The organism is Micromonospora sp. C28ISP2-4 (assembly GCF_030519385.1).
Classification (GTDB): Bacteria; Actinomycetota; Actinomycetes; order Mycobacteriales; family Micromonosporaceae; genus Micromonospora; species Micromonospora tulbaghiae.
The window spans coordinates 238915-257914 of the sequence record NZ_JAUMKG010000006.1; the positions used below are offsets into that span (position 1 = coordinate 238915).

9 protein-coding genes are annotated in these 19000 nt (G+C 73.7%); 7 read left to right on the forward strand and 2 right to left on the reverse strand.

Translation table 11 applies throughout. The annotated features are described in order from the left end of the window. Positions 1-175: 175 nt before the first annotated feature. From Q3W68_RS22345 to Q3W68_RS22365, 5 genes are all read left to right on the forward strand, one after another. On the forward strand, positions 176-937 hold the full coding sequence (locus Q3W68_RS22345; protein WP_302907300.1) for a class I SAM-dependent methyltransferase: 762 nt from the start codon (positions 176-178) through the stop codon (positions 935-937). A 12-nt stretch (positions 938-949) separates the two neighbouring features. Further along, positions 950-2884 carry a KedN5 family methylcobalamin-dependent radical SAM C-methyltransferase gene (locus Q3W68_RS22350; RefSeq protein WP_302907301.1) on the forward strand — a complete coding sequence of 645 codons (1935 nt, stop codon included), beginning with the start codon at positions 950-952 and terminating at the stop codon, positions 2882-2884. A 65-nt stretch (positions 2885-2949) separates the two neighbouring features. Continuing rightward, a complete protein-coding gene (locus Q3W68_RS22355) occupies positions 2950-6051 on the forward strand; it encodes a BTAD domain-containing putative transcriptional regulator (RefSeq protein WP_302907302.1) in 3102 nt (1033 codons plus the stop codon). Positions 6052-6172: 121 nt separating this feature from the next. After that, positions 6173-7849: a bifunctional 3-(3-hydroxy-phenyl)propionate/3-hydroxycinnamic acid hydroxylase gene (locus Q3W68_RS22360; RefSeq protein ID WP_302907303.1), complete on the forward strand. Its 1677-nt coding sequence runs from the start codon at positions 6173-6175 to the stop codon at positions 7847-7849. A gap of 320 nt (positions 7850-8169) precedes the next feature. Beyond that, complete coding sequence (locus Q3W68_RS22365) at positions 8170-12429, forward strand: FG-GAP-like repeat-containing protein (RefSeq protein WP_302907304.1); 4260 nt, start codon at positions 8170-8172, stop codon at positions 12427-12429. Positions 12430-12485: 56 nt separating this feature from the next. Here Q3W68_RS22365 and Q3W68_RS22370 read toward each other — a convergent pair whose 3' ends face one another. Beyond that, a complete protein-coding gene (locus tag Q3W68_RS22370; RefSeq protein ID WP_302907305.1) occupies positions 12486-15245 on the reverse strand; it encodes a matrixin family metalloprotease in 2760 nt (919 codons plus the stop codon). A gap of 165 nt (positions 15246-15410) precedes the next feature. Between Q3W68_RS22370 and Q3W68_RS22375 the strand changes: the two genes are divergently transcribed. Together Q3W68_RS22375 and Q3W68_RS22380 are read left to right on the forward strand one after the other, a co-directional pair. Then, entirely contained in the window at positions 15411-17444 is a 2034-nt protein-coding gene (locus Q3W68_RS22375) for a hypothetical protein (RefSeq protein ID WP_302907306.1), read from the forward strand. A gap of 187 nt (positions 17445-17631) precedes the next feature. Next, entirely contained in the window at positions 17632-18210 is a 579-nt protein-coding gene (locus Q3W68_RS22380; protein WP_302907307.1) for a hypothetical protein, read from the forward strand. 8 nt (positions 18211-18218) lie between these two features. On the opposite strand, the gene Q3W68_RS22385 is transcribed toward Q3W68_RS22380, so the two are convergent. Then, positions 18219-18827, reverse strand: coding sequence for a TetR/AcrR family transcriptional regulator (locus Q3W68_RS22385; RefSeq protein ID WP_302907308.1), 609 nt, complete (start codon positions 18825-18827; stop codon positions 18219-18221). Positions 18828-19000 lie beyond the last annotated feature (173 nt).

The window sequence follows — 19000 nt, forward strand, 5'->3', positions numbered from 1 at the left end:
GCGGCCGCCCTGCTCATTAGACGGTTGCGAATGGACGGCGCACGCCGAAGGTTCCGCAGCATACCGGCCGAACCGTCGGCGGCGCCACCGTCACGCCAATCGAGTTGCTCTCACTTCGTGCTCAGAACAGCGCAGCGTCAAGCGCACTCGTCCGCCACGATTCGCCGGTACCCCAATGACCGGCGTGGAGGAGAACACGGTGGAAGGCTTCGAGATCTTCACCTACGGGGACGCCGTCGCCGACGTCTTCGACGGGACGGGATGGGCCGGCGACCCGGGTGACACCGAGGAGACGATCGAGTGGCTCGCCGAGAACTCCGGCGGCGGGCCCGTTCTCGAACTCGGTGTCGGCACCGGCCGGGTCGCCGTTCCGCTGGCCCGCAGGGGCATCGAGGTACACGGCATCGACGCGTCGGAGGGGATGCTGGCGCAGTTGCGCGACAAACCCGGCGGCGAGCTGGTGCACGTGCACGTCCAGGACTTCACCGACTTCACGCTGCCGTACAAGTTCTCCCTGGCGTACGCGGTCTTCGACACGCTGCCGTTCATCACCGACCAGGAGGAGCAGATCCGCTGCTTCCAGAAGGTCGCCGACGTCCTGGAGCCGGGTGGGCGGTTCGTGATCCAGACGTCCATCCCCGACCCGGCGCGGTACGACCGCAACCAGCGCACCCAGACCGTACGGGTGGAGAAGGACCACGTCGTGATGACGTTCACCCGGCGGGAGCGGATCTCCCAGTGCTCGTCGATCCAGTTCGCGGTCCTGCGGCCCGACGGCATCCGGTTCTTCCCGATGCGCATCCGCACCGTCATGCCGTCCGAGATGGACCTGATGGCCCGCCTCGGCGGACTCACCATGGAGTCGCGCTGGGGCCACTGGGACGGACGACCACTGCGCGACTCCGACGAGCGGCACATCACCGTCTACCGCAAGTAGGGCGGCGGATCGGTGGAGCACAGCCAGACGAGCGCCGGCGGTGCGGACCGGCGCCTTCGGGTGGTCCTGGTGCAGCAGGGCGTCTGGGACATGCCGCTGGAGTCGCTGCCGCTCGCCTCGGCGTACCTCAAGGCGATGGTGTCCGGCGACGCCGAGCTGGACGCCCGGGTGTCGGTGGAGATCTGCAACTTCCGAGGGCGGGTGACGCACGGGGAGATGGCCGCCCGGCTGTTCGCCGGCCCGCTGCCCGACGTGATCGGGTTCTCCGTCTTCGGCTGGAACCAGCGCGCCTTCGGCGCGCTCGCCGCCACCTACAAGCAGCTCAACCCGCAGGGGTGGGTCCTCTTCGGCGGCACCCACGTCAGCGCGCAGGCCGATCGCGTGTTCCGGCTCTACCCGGAGATCGACGTCGTGGTCAACGGCGAGGGTGAGCTGACCTTCCTCGACCTGCTCCGCGCCCGGCTGGCCGGCGTGCCCGCGGACGACCTCGGCGAGGTGCTGGGCATCTCCTGGCACCGCGCCGACGGCAGCGTGGTCACCAACCCGGACCGGCCCCGGATCGAGGACCTCGACGTCATCCCGTCGCCGTTCCTCACCGGAGCCGTCGAACTGCTCGACGCCGACGGCCGGTTCCGCTACGACGTCGCACTGTTCGAGACCAACCGCGGCTGCCCGTACAAGTGCTCGTTCTGCTACTGGGGCGGCGCGGTCGGCCAGCGGGTACGCGCGTTCTCCCGGGAACGGCTGCGCGCCGAGCTGGAACTGTTCGCCCGGTGCGGCGTACACACGGTGGTCGCCTGCGACGCCAACTTCGGCATGCTGCCGATCGACCTGGAACTCGTCGACGACCTCATCGACATCAAACGGCGTCACGGCTTCCCGCTGGCCTTCGAGAGCTCGTGGGCCAAGAACAAGTCGAAGGTGTTCTACGAGATCGTGCGGCGGATGAAGGAGGCCGGGCTGCGCAGCTCCTTCACCCTGGCCCTCCAGTCGCTCAACCCGGACGCCCTGACGCTGATGCGCCGGCGGAACATGAAGGTCAACGACTGGCGTGACCTGGTGCGGTGGCTCAACCGGGAAGGGCTGGACTGCTACGCCGAGCTGATCTGGGGCGCGCCGGGCGACACCGTCGAGTCGTTCCTGGCCGGGTACGACGAACTCGCCCAGCACGTGTCCCGCATCGCCGTCTACCCGATCATGCTGTTGCCGAACACCGAGTACGCGGAGAACAAGGAGTTGTACGGCATCGTCGCGCTGCGCGGCGACAACGACGACTTCGAGTACGTGCTCGCCCACCGCACCATGACGTTCGAGGACAACGCGGTGATGCAGCGGTTCCTGTTCTGGGCCCGCGTGATGGCCGAGAACGCCGTCCTGCGTCACTGCTGGCTGCCGCTGCGGCGGCTGGCCGGATGGGAGCAGTCCCGGGTCCTCAACAGCCTCGCCGACTGGGCGGACACCACCTCGGCGCGGGAGGCGATCCCGTTGCGGGAGGCCGCGATGCGGGGGCACGGCGGCGGCGCGCCGGCGTACGCGGCCGCCATCGGCTACCTCTTCACCGAGGCGGACGGGCGGCGGGCGCTGGAGCTGTGGTGGCAGGAGGTGGTCTCGCGGCAGCTCGCGGCCGACGTCCGCCCGTTCCTCGACGAGGTGTACCGCTACGACCTGCTGACCCAGCCGGTCTGCGAGCCGGACGGGCTCCCTGTCGTCGAGATCGGCGGTGTCGAGTACTTCCACCGCCCGGACGTGACCCTGGCGTACGACGTGCCGGACGTACTCGCGCGGATGCGCGCCGACGAGCCGGTCTCGCTGGAGCCGAAACCGGTGCGGGTCGACATCTACTACCGCACCGGCGCCATGACCGCTGTCATGTCGACGAACCACGAGGAGATCCTGCACTTCATGGGGGAGGTGCGGAGGGCGGGCACCCCGCTGACCGTGCCCTGACCGATCGTCGGTGTCCGGAGTGGATCGGGCGCTGCCATACTCGGCACGATGGGGTCGTCGTCGACGTGACTGTGCAGTTCCGTGTGCTGGGTCCGCCGGAGGTCGTCCGGAACGGGCGGGTGGTGCCCCTCGGCGGGCCGAAGCAGCAGGCGCTGCTGGCCCTGTTCCTGCTGCGGCCGAACCGCTTCGTCGCCGCCGACTGGCTGGTCGACGCGCTCTGGGACTCCCGGCCGCCGGCCAGCGCCCAGACGACGCTGCGCACGTACGTCGCCGGGCTGCGCCGGGCCGTGGAGCCGCAACGGTCCCACCGCGAGCCGGCGCGCGTCCTGCGCAGCCACCCCCGGGGGTACGAGCTGCGGGTCGACGCCGACGCCGTGGACGCGATCCGGTTCGCCGGCCTGGTGGACCGGGCGGCGGACGCGCTCGCGGCCGGGCGGGCGGCGGACGCCGAGCGGACGTACACCGAGGCGCTGGCGTTGTGGCGCGGCGAGCCGCTGGCGGGCGTGGCCGACCTGGCCGCGGTGCGTCCGGAGGCGGCCCGGCTGGCCGAGCTGCGGTTGAGCGCCGAGGAGGGGCGGTTGTCCGCGGCGGTCGCCGCGGGCCGGCACGCGACGCTGCTGCCGGAGCTGCGCCGGTTCGTGTCGGCGCACCCGCTGCGCGAGGGCGCCCGGGCGCAGTTGATGCTGGCGCTGTACCGCTCGGGGCGGCAGACCGAGGCGCTCGCCGTCTTCGACGAGGGGCGCCGGATCCTGGCCGGCGAGTACGGGCTCGACCCGGGGGAGCAGATCCGGGCGGCGCACCGGCTGATCCTGGAGCAGGCCGTACCGCCGGACCGGAGCAGCCCGGCGGAGCCCGGCGGCCCGGCGGCCGGCCGTCCGGCCCCGCCGGAGTGCGACGGCGGACCGCTCGTGGGCCGGGACGCGGAACTGGAGCGGCTGCGGGAGACGCTGGACGCGGCGACCCGGCACGGCGGACGGGTGCTGACCCTGGTGGGGGAGGCCGGCATCGGCAAGACCAGCCTCGCCGCGGCGCTCGGCGCGCGGGCCGCCGCGACCGGCGTGCCGGTGGTCTGGGGTCGGTGCCCGGACGTCGGGCAGGCGCCGCCGTTCTGGCTGTGGAGCCAGGTGGTACGCGCGCTGGTGGCGATGCCGCAGCCGGGCGCCACCGGCCCGGCGAGCCGGCTGGACGGGTTCGCCGCCGGTGCGCCGAGCGGGCCGGCGGACGGTCGCAACCTCGACCCCACGGCGCGGTTCCAGGTGTACGAGGCGGTGTCGGAGCTGGTGCACGCGGCGGCTCGGGATCGTGGCCTGCTAGTGGTCCTCGACGACCTGCACGCCGCCGACCCGGACTCGCTGCTGTTGCTGCGGTTCCTCGCCGCCGCACTGCCGACGTCCCGGGCGCTGGTGGTCGCCACGCTGCGGCCGTACGGCGACGATCCGGCCCTGGTGGCGACCGTCGCCGAGCTGGCGCGCGGACGTGGCTCCGGCCAGGTCCGGCTCGCCGGGCTGGACGCCTCGGCGGTCGCCGACCTGGTCCGGGACCGCACCGGCGAGGCGGCGCCGGAGCCGGTGGTGACCCGGCTGGTCACCCGGACCGGCGGGAACCCGTTCTTCCTCACCGAGCTGCTGCGGTCCCGGGCCGACCCGGGCGCAGACGAGGTGCTGCCGCCGAGCATCCGGGACACCGTGCGGCTGCGGCTCGCCGGACTGCCCGGCCCGACCCGGCGCTGCCTCGACCTGCTCAGCGTGGCCGGACACGACCTGGACCTGGCGGTGCTGGCGGCGGCACTGGACAGCACGGCCGAGGTGATCGCCGAGGACCTCGCCCCGGCCTATCCGGCCGCGCTGGTGGTCGAGACCGGGCCGGGCGCGCTCGCGTTCCGCCATCCGCTGATCGCCGAGGTCACCTACGCCGAGCTGGCCCCGCCGCGCCGGGCCGCGCTGCACGCCCGGCTGGCCGCCGCGTACGAGCAGTCGGCCGGCACCTCCCCGGCGGAGCTGGCCCACCACTACGGCCAGGCGGTCGGGCTGGGCCACGGCGAGGATCACCTGCGGTGGTCGCTGCGCGCCGCCGACGACGCCACCCGCCGGGTCGCCTACGAGGACGCCCTCGGTCACCTGGAACGCGCCGCGCTGCGGCTGGCCCCGGCCGCGCGGACCACGCCCGAGGCGGCGGTCACCGAGCTGACCGTCCAGTTGCACCGCGCGTCCCTGCTCCAGATGACCGTGGGCGTCGGCAGCGACGCGGTCGACCGGGTCTGCGCCCGGGCCCGCGAGCTGCTGACGCTGGTGGGGCCGGACGCCGACGTCCGCCACGCGCTCTGGGCGCTCGGCGAACTCGCCGCCAACCGGGCCGAGTTCGCCATCTGCGCCGACCTCGCCGGGCAGCTCGTACGGGCGCCCGACGACGGCAGCGGGCTGATCGCCGTGGCCGGCGAGTACCTGCTCGGCGCGATCGGCTACTTCACCGGACGGCAGGCCGAGGGCGAGCGGCGGCTCACCGCGGGGATCGAACGGCTGCGTACCGTCGACCGGGCGCTGCTGCGCCGCGAGGTCGGGCGGCGTCCGGTGCTGGCCTGCCACAACTTCCGGGCGCTCGTGCGCTCGATGCGCGGCGACCCGGCCGGCGCGTGGGCGGACATCGCCGCCGCCGAGGCCCTCGCCGAGGAACTCGACGACCCGTACGGCCGGGCCAACGCGGCGCTCTACGCCGCCTGGCTGGCGATGCAGGAACACGACGTCGCCGCGGCCGACGCGGCGGGGCGGCGGTGCCGGGACGTCGGCCGGGCCACCGACCTGCCGCACATGACCGCGGCCGGCGTGTACTTCCTGGAGTGGGCCGCCGCGCGCGGCGGCGACCACGGCCGGCTCGACGCGATGCGCGCCGCCGCCGAGGAGTTCTACCGCCCCGGACTGCGGTCCACCCGGACCATCACGCTCTGCGCGATGGCCGAGGCGTACCTCACCGGCGGCCGTCCGGACACCGCGGCGACGCTGGCCGGGGAGGCGCTGGAGCTGGCGGACCGGGTGGGCGAGCGCGTCTTCGTGGCGGAGCTGCACCGGATCCGCGGCGCGGCCCGGCGCGACCGCGCGGAGTGGGACCTCGGCGCGCGGATCGCCGCCGACCAGGGAGCGGCGCTGCTGCTGCCCCGGTTCGCCGCTTTCTGACCGCTGTGGAGGCCCGCCTCCACGCCGTCTCCACACCCCTTCCACGCCCGGCTGGTGCCCTGGGCGGTGTCGGGTAGGACGGCCGGAGCCGTCCGGGACCACGTTCCGAAGGGGCACCACCATGGAATCAGTTCAGCCGCCGGCTCACCAGGAGGTCGAGGTCGCCGTGATCGGCTGCGGGCCGGTGGGCGCGCTCACCGCCAACCTGCTCGGCGCCCGCGGCGTCAGCACGCTCGTCGTGGAGCGCAGCGCCACGCCGCACGGTCAGCCGCGGGCCTTCTCCTGCGACGACGAGGCGTTGCGCGTCTACCAGCAGGCCGGCCTTCTCGACGAGGTACGCGACTCCACGATCGCGCCGCCGCTGGTGGAGTACGTGAACGGCGCGGGCCGGGTGTTCGCCCGGATGAAGCTGTCCGAGACGGACTTCGGGTACGGGCACGCGCCGCTGCGCTTCTTCGACCAGCCGCGGCTGGAAGGCACGCTGCGCGCCGGGCTGGACCGCTTCCCGCACGTCCGGCTCGCGCTCGGCACCGAGCTGGTCGGGCTGACCCAGGACGAGGACGGCGTGACGGTGCTGCTGTCCGACCCGGCCACCGGGCAGCGGCGCGCGGTCCGCGCCCGGTACGTGCTCGGCTGCGACGGCGCCCGCAGCGCCACCCGCGCCGCCGTCCGGATCCCGCTGTCCGGGGCGAGCTACGCCGAACCGTGGCTGGCCGTCTCCGGCGACGTGCCGTCCGGCGCGGTACGGGTGCCCGACACCACGTTCGTCTGCGACTGGCGGCGCCCGGCGTTCGTCTCTCCCGGTGCGGCCGGCAGCTACCGGATGGAGTTCATGCTGCGCCCGGGCGAGACCGAGGACGAGATGCAGCGGCCGGAGACCATCGCCGCGCTCGTCTCGCCGTACGTCGACCCGGACCGGTTCGCCGTCACCCGGGCGGTGGTCTACACCTTCCACCACCTCGTCGCGCAGCGGTGGCGGGAGGGACGGGTCTTCCTGCTCGGCGACGCGGCCCACCAGATGCCGCCGTTCATGGGCCAGGGACTGTGCAGCGGCCTGCGTGACGCGGCGAACCTGTCGTGGAAGCTGTCGCTCGTGCTGTCCGGCGCCGCCGACCCCGCCGTGCTCGACACGTACGAGACCGAGCGGCGCCCGCACACGGTGGAGATGGCGCGGACGAGCGTTCGGCTGGGGCACGTCTTCCTGGCCCGCAACCGGGTCACCGCCGCGCTGCGCGACACCGCGCTGCGGGCGGTCCAGACGATTCCCCGGGTACGGCGGTTCGTGGAGCGTTTCGAGTTCAAGCCGGTCCCGGCGTACCGGCGGGGCCTGATGGCCGGGGGACGGCGCGACGGCGTGGTCGGCACGATGTTCCCGCAGCCGCGGGTCCTCGTCCCGGGTGCGCCCGGCGAACGCCTGCTCGACGAGGTGCTCGGCGACGGTTTCGTCGTGCTCGGCGCCGTCGGCGTGGACGGTCCGTCCCTACCGTCGCGGCAGGGGCTGCCGGTGCGGTTCGTCGCGGTCCACCCGTCCGGTACGCCGCTCACCGCGCTGCCGGACGAGTCGGGGGACGGCGGGTACGACCGGGTCGACGTCGTCGACGCCGAGGGGGTGCTCGGCGGGTGGCTGCGGCGGCACGGCGCCGAGCTGGTGGTGCTGCGGCCGGACCGGTTCGTGTTCTCGCTGGTCAGGGCCGGTGGCGCCGAGCGGGCCGCGCGGGACCTGTCGGCCGCCCTCGGTGCACTGTCCGATGCGCCGGGCGAGCCGAAGAGCCCAGAGGCGGCGGCACCGGCCCGGTGAGCGGCTCACCGTCCGGACACGGGCGGCACGACCAGCGACGGCGCAATCGGCTTCCCGACCCGTACGCCCGATCTGGACGCACGGGCAGGGGGTTGCCTCGCGTCCGGGCAGAAAGCTCGGGCACGGCGTCGCGCTGTCGTGGACCGCCGACCCTGCCTCAGGACGTGCCGGGCGGACGAGACTCGTACCGGGCGGCCGGTGCGCGCGGCGCCCGGTCCGGGTCGCTGCCGGCCCCGTGGACCTCATCGAGACCCCTCATCTCCTCCAACGACTGTGCGCAGCCGTGCCCTGCGGCCGGTGCGCACGGAAAGGTGACAGTGATGCGATCAGGAAGATTCGGCCCGTGGGCCGGCGCGACCGCGGCCGCTCTGGCCGTGGCGTTGCTCGGTCCCGGGACGGGCATGCCCGGCGCGGCCGCGGCGGGCCGGGCCCAGGGCCCGCCGGGAGCGGGCCTCGCCGCCGGCTGCGAGACGTTCGGGTTCACGGCGATGCCGGCGGTCGCCGGGATCGCCGCTCCTCGTGACGTCGAGGCGGTCGACACCGACCAGAACGGCTTCGACGACCTGCTCGTCGCGTCGGCGAGCGGTGACGGCGACGTGCACCAGCTCATCGCCGTCGGCAACGGGACGTTCCGTACGTCGACGACGCCCGGTGGTCCGCCCGAGGTCTATCCCACCTCGGGCACGCCACGCGCCATCACGGTGGGCTACTTCAACCGGGACGCCAAACCGGACTACGCCGTCGCCACCACCGACGGGGTGGGCGTCTGGTTCGGGGCCGCCGGTGGCGACCCGAGGTTCGGTCCCGGAGGGCGGGTGCTGGCCGGGCGCAGTGTGGCGGACGTGGCGGTGGCCGACTTCGACCGCGACCTGCTGCCCGACCTCGCCGCCGTCGACCCCGCCGTGCAGAGCGATCCGGACGACGACCGGGTACAGGTGTTCCGCAACCTCAACGGCGGCGCCTTCGACGCGAGGTTCCTCCTCGGCGACCAGGCGGCGTACGTCCGGCCCGACTTCCTCGCCGCCGGCGACCTGACCGGCAACGGCGTGCCCGATGTGCTGTTCAGCAGCCGCGTGCAGAGCACCGTGTCGGTGATCCGCGACGGCAGCAACAGCCCCGCGCCCCGGGTCGAAGAGCTGGGCGAGGCGTGGAAGCCCGTGATCGCCGACTTCGACCTCGACGGGCGGCTCGACGCGGCCGTCGCGATCCTCGGCGAGGACCGGATCCGGTTGTGGAGCGACTTCCGCGACCCGCCGGCCGGCGGCTTCCCGCCGGCGCCCCGGGAGCTGCCGTCGCTGGACCTGGGGCCGCTGACCCCGGGACGCGAGGGCCCGCACGACGTGGACGTCGCCGACGTCAACCGGGACGGCCGTCCGGATCTGGTGGTGGTCGGCTACGCCAGCCGCGCCGTCTACGTCTTCCCCGGCAACGGTGACGGCACGTTCGGCAGCCCGGCGGTGCTCGCGGCGGGCAGCCGGCCGGTGCAGGCGGCGGTGGGCCGGTTCGACAACAACCAGTCCCTCGACGTGGCGGTCCTGGACGAGGTCGACAACACCCTGCGCGTCTACCTGAACACCTGCACCGCACCCGGTCCGAACCTCAGGGTGAGCGGGGTGGAGGCCACCCAGGTGATCCAGGACCTGGGCAACTCCGTGGACCTGGTCGCCGACCGCCGCACCGTCGTGCGGGCGTACGTGGGCACCGACGCACAGACGCCCGCGGTGACGGCCGCTCTGCACGGGTTCCGGCCCGACGGCACGTCGCTGGGCCTGCCGGTCGCCCCGGCCAACCCGGGCCGCCTGCTGGTGCCGGACCGGACGGTACGGCGCGGACAGCTGGGCGGCGGGTTCCTGTTCGAGCTGCCCACCCAGTGGACGAGCGAGGGAGAGGTCAGACTGCGGGTCGAGATCAACCCGGACCGCCGCGTCACCGAGCCCGACTACCTGGACAACGTCGTCGAACGCACGGTGCGCTTCCAGGCGTCCAAGCCGGTGCGCGTCAAGCTGATCCGGTTCGGCTACCAGCGCGACGGACAGACCGTGCTGCCTCCCGAGTCCGACCTGGACCGGGCCGAGTCTCTGCTGCGGCGCACGCTGCCGACGAGCCGGCTGGAGGTCACCCGGGCCGACTACCGCGACGACACCCCGTTCTTCTGGATCGGCGACGACAGCTTCTATCTCGACGCGCAGGACGCGCGTTCGGTGCTCGACAGCTACCGGCGGGCGACGGCAGGGACGCGGGAACCCGGCGTCTACCACCTGGTCATGGTGAACCGGGACCGGATGGGCGGCGTCGCCGAGAACATCCCCGGGTGGGTGGCGGTCGGCGGCTCGCACAACCCCACGACCATCCAGCACGAGCTGGGGCACCTGCTCGGCGCGCAGCACGTGGAGTGCACGGACAATCCCGGCGACGAGACCGGGCCCCGGTCCTACCCGTACCCGCGCGGCACCATCGGCGGGCCCGACCCGGCGAACCCCAGCTTCGCCGGCTACGACATCGGCGACTACTCGGTCGGCGCTCCGCGCCGGGTCGTCTGGGCGCCGGACACCAGCCCGCCGGTCGCCGACCTGATGAGCTACTGCCCGCGCACGTGGGTCTCCGACGACCTGTGGCGGCTGTGGCGCAACCGCGTCCAGAACCCGCCCGCCCAGCAGGGCGCGACCGGTGACCTGCTGGCGCTGTCCGGCGCCGTCGGCGACGGCGCCGCCACCCTCACCGGGCAGCGCCTGACCCGCACCACCCAGCGCCCCGCCACGACGCCCGGCCCGTACGCGCTGCGGCTGCTCGACGCCGCCGGGGCGACACTCGCCGAGCACCCGTTCACCCCGGCGGCGGCCACCGAGCACGCCGCGACCCGCCCGTTCCACGAGGTCGTCGACTTCGCCCCCGGCACCCGCCGGGTGACGCTCGTGGACACCCGCGCCGGGCGGAACCTCGCCACGCTCCCGGTGTCGGCGAACCCGCCAGTCGTGGCGCTGGCGGGCGAGGCGCCGCCCGCGTCCGTGCCGGCGACCGGGCCCGTCACGGTGGGCTGGACGGCCGGCGACGCCGACGGCGGTCCGGTCACCGCGAGCGTCCTGTACAGCCCGGACGGCGCCGACGACTGGCGGGTGCTGGCCGCCGGGCTCACCGGGACGTCGTACACACTGGACGCCGCGCAGCTCGCGGGCACCGGCGGCGCGGCGACCGGCCGGTTGCGGGTGCGGGTGACCGACGGGGTGAACACCGCCGACGCGACGAGCGGCCCGCTCACCGTCGCCGGCAAGAACCCTTCGGTACGGATCACCGCCCCGATCGGTGGCACGTTCTTCGCCACCGGGCAGACCGTCACGCTCGCCGCGACCGTCACCGACCCGGAGCAGGGCGACCTGGACGGATCGGCCGTGCGTTGGACCTCCGACCGCGACGGTGACCTCGGCACCGGCGCCACCCGTACCCCGGGGCAGCTCAGCGAGGGACGGCACGTCGTCACGGTCACCGCCACCGACGCCGACGGCCTCCGGGCCACCGCGCGTACCGAGGTGACGGTGGGCCGGGTCCTGCCGGCCGGCGGACCGCCGACCGCGGACGCCGGGCCGGACCGGACCGCCGTCGAGGGCGACACCGTCACCCTCGACGCGACCGGCACCACCGACCCGGACGGCGACCCGGTGACCCTGTCCTGGACCGTGCTCGCCCAGCCCGACGGTGGCGGGCTCGGCGGCGGCCCGCAGCTGGAGGGCCCGGCCCGCACGCCGTCGTTCCGAGCCGACCGGGCCGGCACGTACCGGCTGGAACTCACCGCCACCGACGCCCGACACGGCACCACCACCGACACGGTGACCGTCACCGTGGCGAACCGGCCGATCGAGGTGAGCCCGATCGCGCTCGACGAGGAGCTGCGGGTGGCCGGACCGGTCACGGTGCGGGCCACGTTCACCGACCCGGGCGTGCCGGACACGCACCGGTGCGCGGTCGACTGGGACGGCGACGGTCCGGCCCCGGCCACGCCCGGTGTGGTCACCGGGGAGCGCAACGAGGGCGGCTGCGTCGCCACCGGCGATCTCCGGCCCGGTGTGCACGTCGCGCGGCTCACCGTGACCGGCGACGACGGCGGAACCGGGCAGCAGCAGGTACGGATCGTGGTCTACGACCCGTCGGACGTCACCGTGGCCGGCTCGGGCGCGATCGTCTCACCGGCGGGTGCGCTCAGCGCGGACGTGGCCGCCACCGGGCCGGGGGAGTTCGCCTTCGTCGCGGGCCTGGTGAAGGGCTCGCCCACGCCGTTCGGCGCGACCACCTTCCGGCTGCCGGGAAGCGAGTTCACCTTCGCCGGTACGACACACGAGCGCCTGACCGTCGCCGGGCCGGTCGGCCGGTACCAGGGCGAGGGCACGGTGAACGGCCGGCCGGGGTACGCGTACCAGCTCACGGTCGCCGACGCCCCGGACGGACGTGACGTGGACCGGTTCCGGATCAGGATCTGGGAGAGCGACGGAGGGCGTGTCGTCTACGACAGCGGCCGGGGCGCACCGGACGATCTCGACCCGGCGCACCTGCAACCGCTGAACCAGGGCCGCGTCGTGGTCGTCGGCTAGCCGGCCCTCCCGCCGTCCGCCCCTCCTCGGTGGCGGACGGCGGGAGGCGGCGCCGCTCACACCACGTCGGACACCCGGGTCAGGTTGGTGCGCTGCCAGTCGTGGTCGCCCAGCGAACGGGACAGCAGCTGGATGTTGCCGTTCGCCGCCGTGTACGTGATCTGGAGCCGGCCGCCGCCCAGCCACACCGACAGCAGGGTGTTCCCCACCGGCGGCATCCCGTCGATCTGCACCCGCTCGGCCTGCCACGTGTCACCGTCGCCGGTCAGCTCCCACAGCCCGCCGTCGAAGTCGGCGAAGACCAGCAGCCAGCCGTCGGGTGCGCCGTCCGTGCCGGGCAGCCGCTGCACCGCCGACGCGCTGCACTCCGGCAGGCCGAGTTCGGCGGTCAGCGAACGCGTGTGCCAGGCGCCGTCGTCGCCGACGGCGTACATCCGGATGTCCTGCCGGTGGTCGAGGCCGAACACCCGGTGCCGTTCGCCGGCCCGGTGTTCGCCCCAGACCGGCATCATGGTCAGCGGTAGCGGGTTCTCCGCCTGGGTGGCCCAGGTCAGCGAGATCTGCCCCCAGCCCTCCGGGCCCTCCCACAGCATCCGCAGGTGCTCCTCGGCGTCCCGGTAGACGATCACGTCCAGGCCGGTGACGCCGTCGACGTACCCGTAGGGCGTGCCGTCGGCGGCGACCGCGCCCTCCACCGACACGTCCTGCCAGACCCAGCCCTCGCCGGGCGCCTGGGACAGCCGGATCGTCCGGCCGTCCGTGGCGCTGTACACGACCCGCTGGGTGTCGCCGTTGCGGTAGGCGTGCGGGCCGTACCGCACGGCGGGCGGGTCGCCGCTGTCCTGCGTCAGGTCACCCCACCACCACTGGCCCTGGTCGTACCAGATCTGGTAGACGTGGCCGCCGTCCCCGGCGTAGACGTACGACGGCACGCCGTCGTGGGCGAAGAACGGCGACGGGGAACTGCCGCGGGCCATCCGGGGCGCGCCCACGTCCGCGGTGAGCCTCGTCCACGTCCACCCGTCGCCTTCGGGGTAGTGCACCACCAGGTGCCGCTCGCAGTCGGAGTAGGCGACGTGGTCGACGTCCGGCAGCACCCGGATGCCGACGCCGTCGGTGAACGGCAGCCGCCCGTACATGGCGAAGAAGCCGTTGCGGTCGTCGGACTTCGGCACCCGGTACCAGCTCGCGTTGCGGTGCATCACGTTGCCGCTCTTGCCGTGGTTGAGCCCGAACGCGTGGCCGATCTCGTGCGTGGCGACGTGCCGGAAGTCGGGGCCGTGGAGGTCGACGTCGAAGTACCCGTGCGCGTCCCAGTTGATCTTCCGGTTGAAGATGACCGGAAGCTGGCCGCCGGCATCCGGCCAGCCGGGGGCGGCGGACCACTTGGTCACCGCGTAGACGGTCCGGAACCAGCCGGTGTCGTGGAAGACCGGGTCGTCGCCGACGGAGAGGACGATGTCCGCCTGCGCGGGGTCGAAGACGCGGGTGAACTCGAACGGCCCGTGCCAGTTCTCGCCCAGCACCTCGCGCCACACGTCGAACGACACCTGGATCAGCTCGTGCTTCAGTGCGTCGGTGAACTCGTCCCGCGCGTACGGCATCGTCATGTCACCGAGGTGGTAGGTCAGGTTCGTGTGCCGGAAGTGCCCGCCCTGGAGGACGAAACCGGTGGTGGTCGTCCGGTCCGGGGTGCCGCACCCCGGTGCGGTCAGGTGGGCGGCGGTGACGGCGTCGGGCCGCCCGGTCACCGGCAGCTCGTGGAACGTCTGGTACGCCCGGATCGCCGCGCCGAGCCCGGTGGCGGGGGCGAAGCCCGCCTCGGTGAGCAGTGTGGCGACCGCGTCCAGGGGCAGGTCGGCCACGTCCGGCCGGATCAGCGACACGGTGCCGTCCACCACGTCGCCCACGTACGCCGTGCCGTCTGCGGTGACCGCCACCGCGTACGGAGCGTGGCCGGTGGTGATCGGATCGAGCGTGCGCGGCGCGTACGGGTTGGTGGTGTCGACGAGCTGGACCCCCTTGTCGGTGGCCAGCCAGGCCCGGGACAGTCCCGGTACGGCCGCGAGGTCGCGGACGCCGGCCGCGCACGGCACCGCGCCGAGCCGCTGGCCGGTGTCCGGGTCGTGCACGCCGAACAGCGGGTGCACGGTCCCGCCGCCGAGCGAGCCGACGTAGATCATCCCGTCGTGCGCGACAGCCACCCCGCCCGGCTGGAGGTGGGCGGGCTCGATCGGCGCCACGGTGAGCGTCCCGTCCGGACGCAGCACGGCGAGCGCGTCGTCGGCCGGCACGAGGCCCTTGACGTACAGCGACGCGTAGACGGTGCCGTCCGGGGCCACCGCGAGCCGGATCGGCGCCGACGGCAGCGGCACTGTGCTCCGCTGCGTGGTGTCGGCCAGCTCGATGACGTGCAGCCGCTTGTGTGCCCAGTCGGCGGTGTAGAGCAGGTCGGCCACCGGATCCACGGCGATCGCGATCAGCCCGAAGCCGATCGGGATGTCGGTGACGGTGCCGGTGGCCAGGTCGCACCGGGAGACGCTGTAGCTCTGCACCCCCCGGTTCATCACGTACGCCTGCCCGCGGCCGGGGTGCCAGGCCACCGCGCGGGGCTCGTGACCGACCGGCAGGGACGGGCGGACCGGGGTGAGGGTACGCGGGTCGAGCACGTGCAGCCGGCCGGCGCCGGACGCGGGGTAGTGGGTGACGAGCAGCGCCGTGCCGGTGCCCGTGATGGCGTGCACGGAACCGGGATCGGCGGCGGTGCCGAGGGCGACCTGGAGCTGAGGCGGTGGGGTGGGAGCGGGAGTGGTCATGACGTCCTCCACTGGACGTGAATGCTTCGCGACCCACCGTAGGGCCATGCGCCTGACCTGCGGATTCTTCGTCGTTGATCCGGCAGTGTCGATGTGCGGGGCCTTGCCGAGATCCGTTCACGAGCGTAGGAAGAACACCACCGTCCGATGTCGAAGGAGACACGCGTGCCCACCACCAGACGGCTCCGTCTCGCCGTGTCCGCGTTGGTGACCGCATCGGTCGTGCTGCTCGGCTCCGGCGCCACCGCGGCGCCGTCCGCGCCGCCCGCGCCGGCCGGGCAGCGGTCCTGCGACCCGATCGACCCGGCGGCCTGCCTGCTGCCGTTCCCCAACGACTACTTCACCGTCCCGGACCGCAGCACCCCGACCGGCAAGCGGGTCCGGTTCGCGGCCTCCGCGATGCCCGCCAACGTGCTCGGCGTACCGATCGACCCGGCCGAGTGGAACCGGCAGGACGGATTCAGCCCCGGCTCGCCGATCCTGGCCCGCGTACCCGGCCTCGACGCCGCGCGGACGCGGATCGCGCCGGTCACCGACGTCGGCCGCTCGCTGGCGCCGGACGCGCCGATCGTGCTGCTCGACGCCCGCACCGGCCGGCGTACGCCGTACTGGGCGGAACTGGACGCGCACGCGACCGGCAGCCCGGACCGGCAGGCGCTGATCATCCGGCCGGCGGTGGCGCTGACCGAGGGCGCCCGGTACGTCGTCGGCCTGCGCGGCATGCGCGACGGCGACGGCGCGCTGATCCCGGCGCCGAAGGCGTTCCGCGCGTACGTCACCGGCGCCGGCCTGGACCGGCGGGACCCGCGCGCGCCGCAGATGAAGCGGATCCTCGCCGACCTGAGCCGGGCCGGGGTCAAGCGGCACAGCCTCTACCTCGCGTGGGACTTCACGGTCGCCAGCCGGCAGGGCCTGACCGGGCGGATGCTGGCGGTCCGGGACGGCGCGTTCGCCGCGCTCGGCCGCCGCGCGCCCTCGTTCACCGTCAGCCAGGTCACCGACTACACGCCGGAGCAGGATCCGCTGATCGCCCGGCAGGTGACCGGTACCGTCGCCGTACCGTCCTACCTGACCGGTGACGGCGGACCGGGTTCCCGCCTGCACTACGGGCCGCCCGGCGGCGACGGCACCCCGCCGACGCCGAGCGCCCTGCCCACACCCTCCGGCACGACCGTGGCGGCCGACTTCGTCTGCAACATCCCGCGCAGCGCGTCCGCCGCGCGACCGGCCCACCTCTCGCTCTACGGCCACGGCCTGCTCGGCCGGCCGACCGAGATCAACGCCGGCAACGTCAAGACCATGTCGCAGACGTACGACTTCACGTTCTGCGCGACGAGCTGGATCGGCATGGCCGCGGCCGACGTGCCGTACGTGGCGGGCGCCTTCACCGACCTCAGCGCCTTCCCGGCGGTGGCCGACCGGCTCCAGCAGAGCTTCCTGAACTTCCTGTTCCTGGGCCGGACGATGATCCACCGCAACGGCTTCGCCGCCCACCCGGCGTTCCGCGACGCCGCCGGGCGGCCGCTGATCGACGTGGCCGGCGGGCTGCACTACGACGGCAACAGCCAGGGCGGCATCAACGGCGGCGCGCTCACCGCCATCGCCCAGGACTGGACCCGGTCGGTGCTCGGGGTGCCCGGGATGAACTACTCCACGCTGCTGCAACGCAGTGTCGACTTCGCCCCGTTCCAGACCGTCATGGACGGCTACTACCCGGACAAGATCGACCAGCAGATCGTCTTCGGTCTGCTCCAGATGCTGTGGGACCGTTCCGAGGCCAACGGGTACGCCCAGCACATGACCGACCGGCCGCTACCGCGTACCCCGGCGCACCGGGTGCTGATGCACGTGGCGTTCGCCGACCAGCAGGTCTCGACCGCCGCGGCGGAGGTCCAGGCGCGCACCATCGGCGCCCGCCTGCACACCCCGGCGCTCGCCCCCGGGTGGTCGCCGGACGTGCGGCCGTTCTGGGGCATCGCGCCGATCCGCAGGTACCCGTACGCCGGCTCGGCCATCGTGGTGTGGAACAGCGGTGCGGCGTACGCGCCGCCGCCGACGAACCTCGCACCGGCCGGACCGGAGTACGGCGAGGACTCGCACGAGTTCCCGCGTGCCCAGCCCGGCGCCCAGCGGCAGAAGGCGGTGTTCCTGCTCACCGGCAAGGTGATCGACGTCTGCGCGGGCGGTCCCTGCCCGTGACGTAGCCGCCGTTCGCCTGCGCGGCACCAGGCCCGGCCGGCTGCTGTTCGCCACCAGAGGTAGAACGATCGGTCTTGACGTTGGGGCGGCGCACCGTCATGCTGGTGGAAGACAGAACGTTCGTTCTACTTGCGGCCCCGACGGCCGCCGGGCGTTCGCGCGCTCAGGAACCACCGAGAGGACGTCCATGACCACCTCCGTCACCACCCCTCACGTCCCGGCCACCGCGGCCGGACTGCGGCGGCTGTACTTCGTCCGCTTCGTCTTCGCCGCCGTGTGGGCCGCCGTGACGCTCCCGCTCGCCGGGCACCTCGACCCGGTGACCGTGACGCTGCTCGTGATCTACCCGCTGTTCGACGTGGCCGCCGCCGTGGCCGACATCCGCGCCTCGCGGACCACCGGAACGCCGGCCCTGCTCTACGTGAACGTCGCGGTGAGCCTGCTGGCCGCCGTCGGCCTGGCCGTCGCCGGTACGTCCGGCGTCCCGGCCGTGCTGCGGGTGTGGGGCGCCTGGGCGATCGTGGCCGGACTCGTCCAGCTGGTCGTGGCCGTGCCCCGCCGCCGGCTGGGCGGTCAGTGGCCGATGATCCTCAGTGGCGGCATCTCCGTCCTCGCCGGAGCGTCGTTCGTCGCGGCCGCGTCGGCTGACGATCCGGCGCTGACCGGCGCGATCGGCTACGCCGTTCCCGGCGCCGTGTTCTTCCTCGTCTCGGCCGTCCGGCTCGGCCGCGCGGCGCGCGTGGGCGCCTCGCCCGAGGTGGCCTGAGCACCGGATCAGCCGGTGGATCCGGCCGTCCCGCGCTCGCTGTTGACCCGCAGAAGCCCTTCGGCCCCGTGCAGGAACGTCTCCGCCACCAGCGCGGGGTCGAAGAGGCAGCCGGCCGCCATGGCACCGTCGCGGAGCATGACGAAGTGGCGGGCGGCGGCGTCGGCCGTCGGCTCGTGGACCTGCGCCATCTGGGCGGTGAGCGTGTCCAGGAACCATTGGCGGTGGGCGATGATCTCCCGGTGCACCGGATGCTCGTCGTCCGGATATTCCGCCGCCGCGTTCAGGAATGCGCAGCCGCGGAATCCGGGGGACCGGATGCCCTGGGCGACGGAGTCGGCGACGGCCAGCAGGCGATCGACCGGAGAAGGGTTGTCCGCGATCGCCGCCTCCACGAGGGCGCGGTCCATTTCGTGCACCCGACGCAAATAGGCGAGAATGAGGTCGTCCTTGCCGGGGAAGTGCCGGTAAAAGGTGGCGCGGGTGACTTTCGCCTCCGCGATGATCCGGTCGACCCCGACGGAATGGATGCCTTCGGCGTAGAAGACTCTGGTCGCCGTGTCGAGGAGCCGGAGCCGTGCCTCCGAGGGCCGGGTGCCAGAGCTGTCACGCGCCATGGGCTCCATGGTAACGAACAGAACGTTCGGTCCGGGCCGGGCCGCCGGCCCCCGCGGGGCGGGCCGGTTCTCAGCATTCTCTCAGCCGGGCGTCCGTGGGAATCGGTTGCGGGATTCGGGCTCCTCGGATAGCGACGGGAGGGTCTGTGTGACCATTCGCTGGCGTTTCCGCA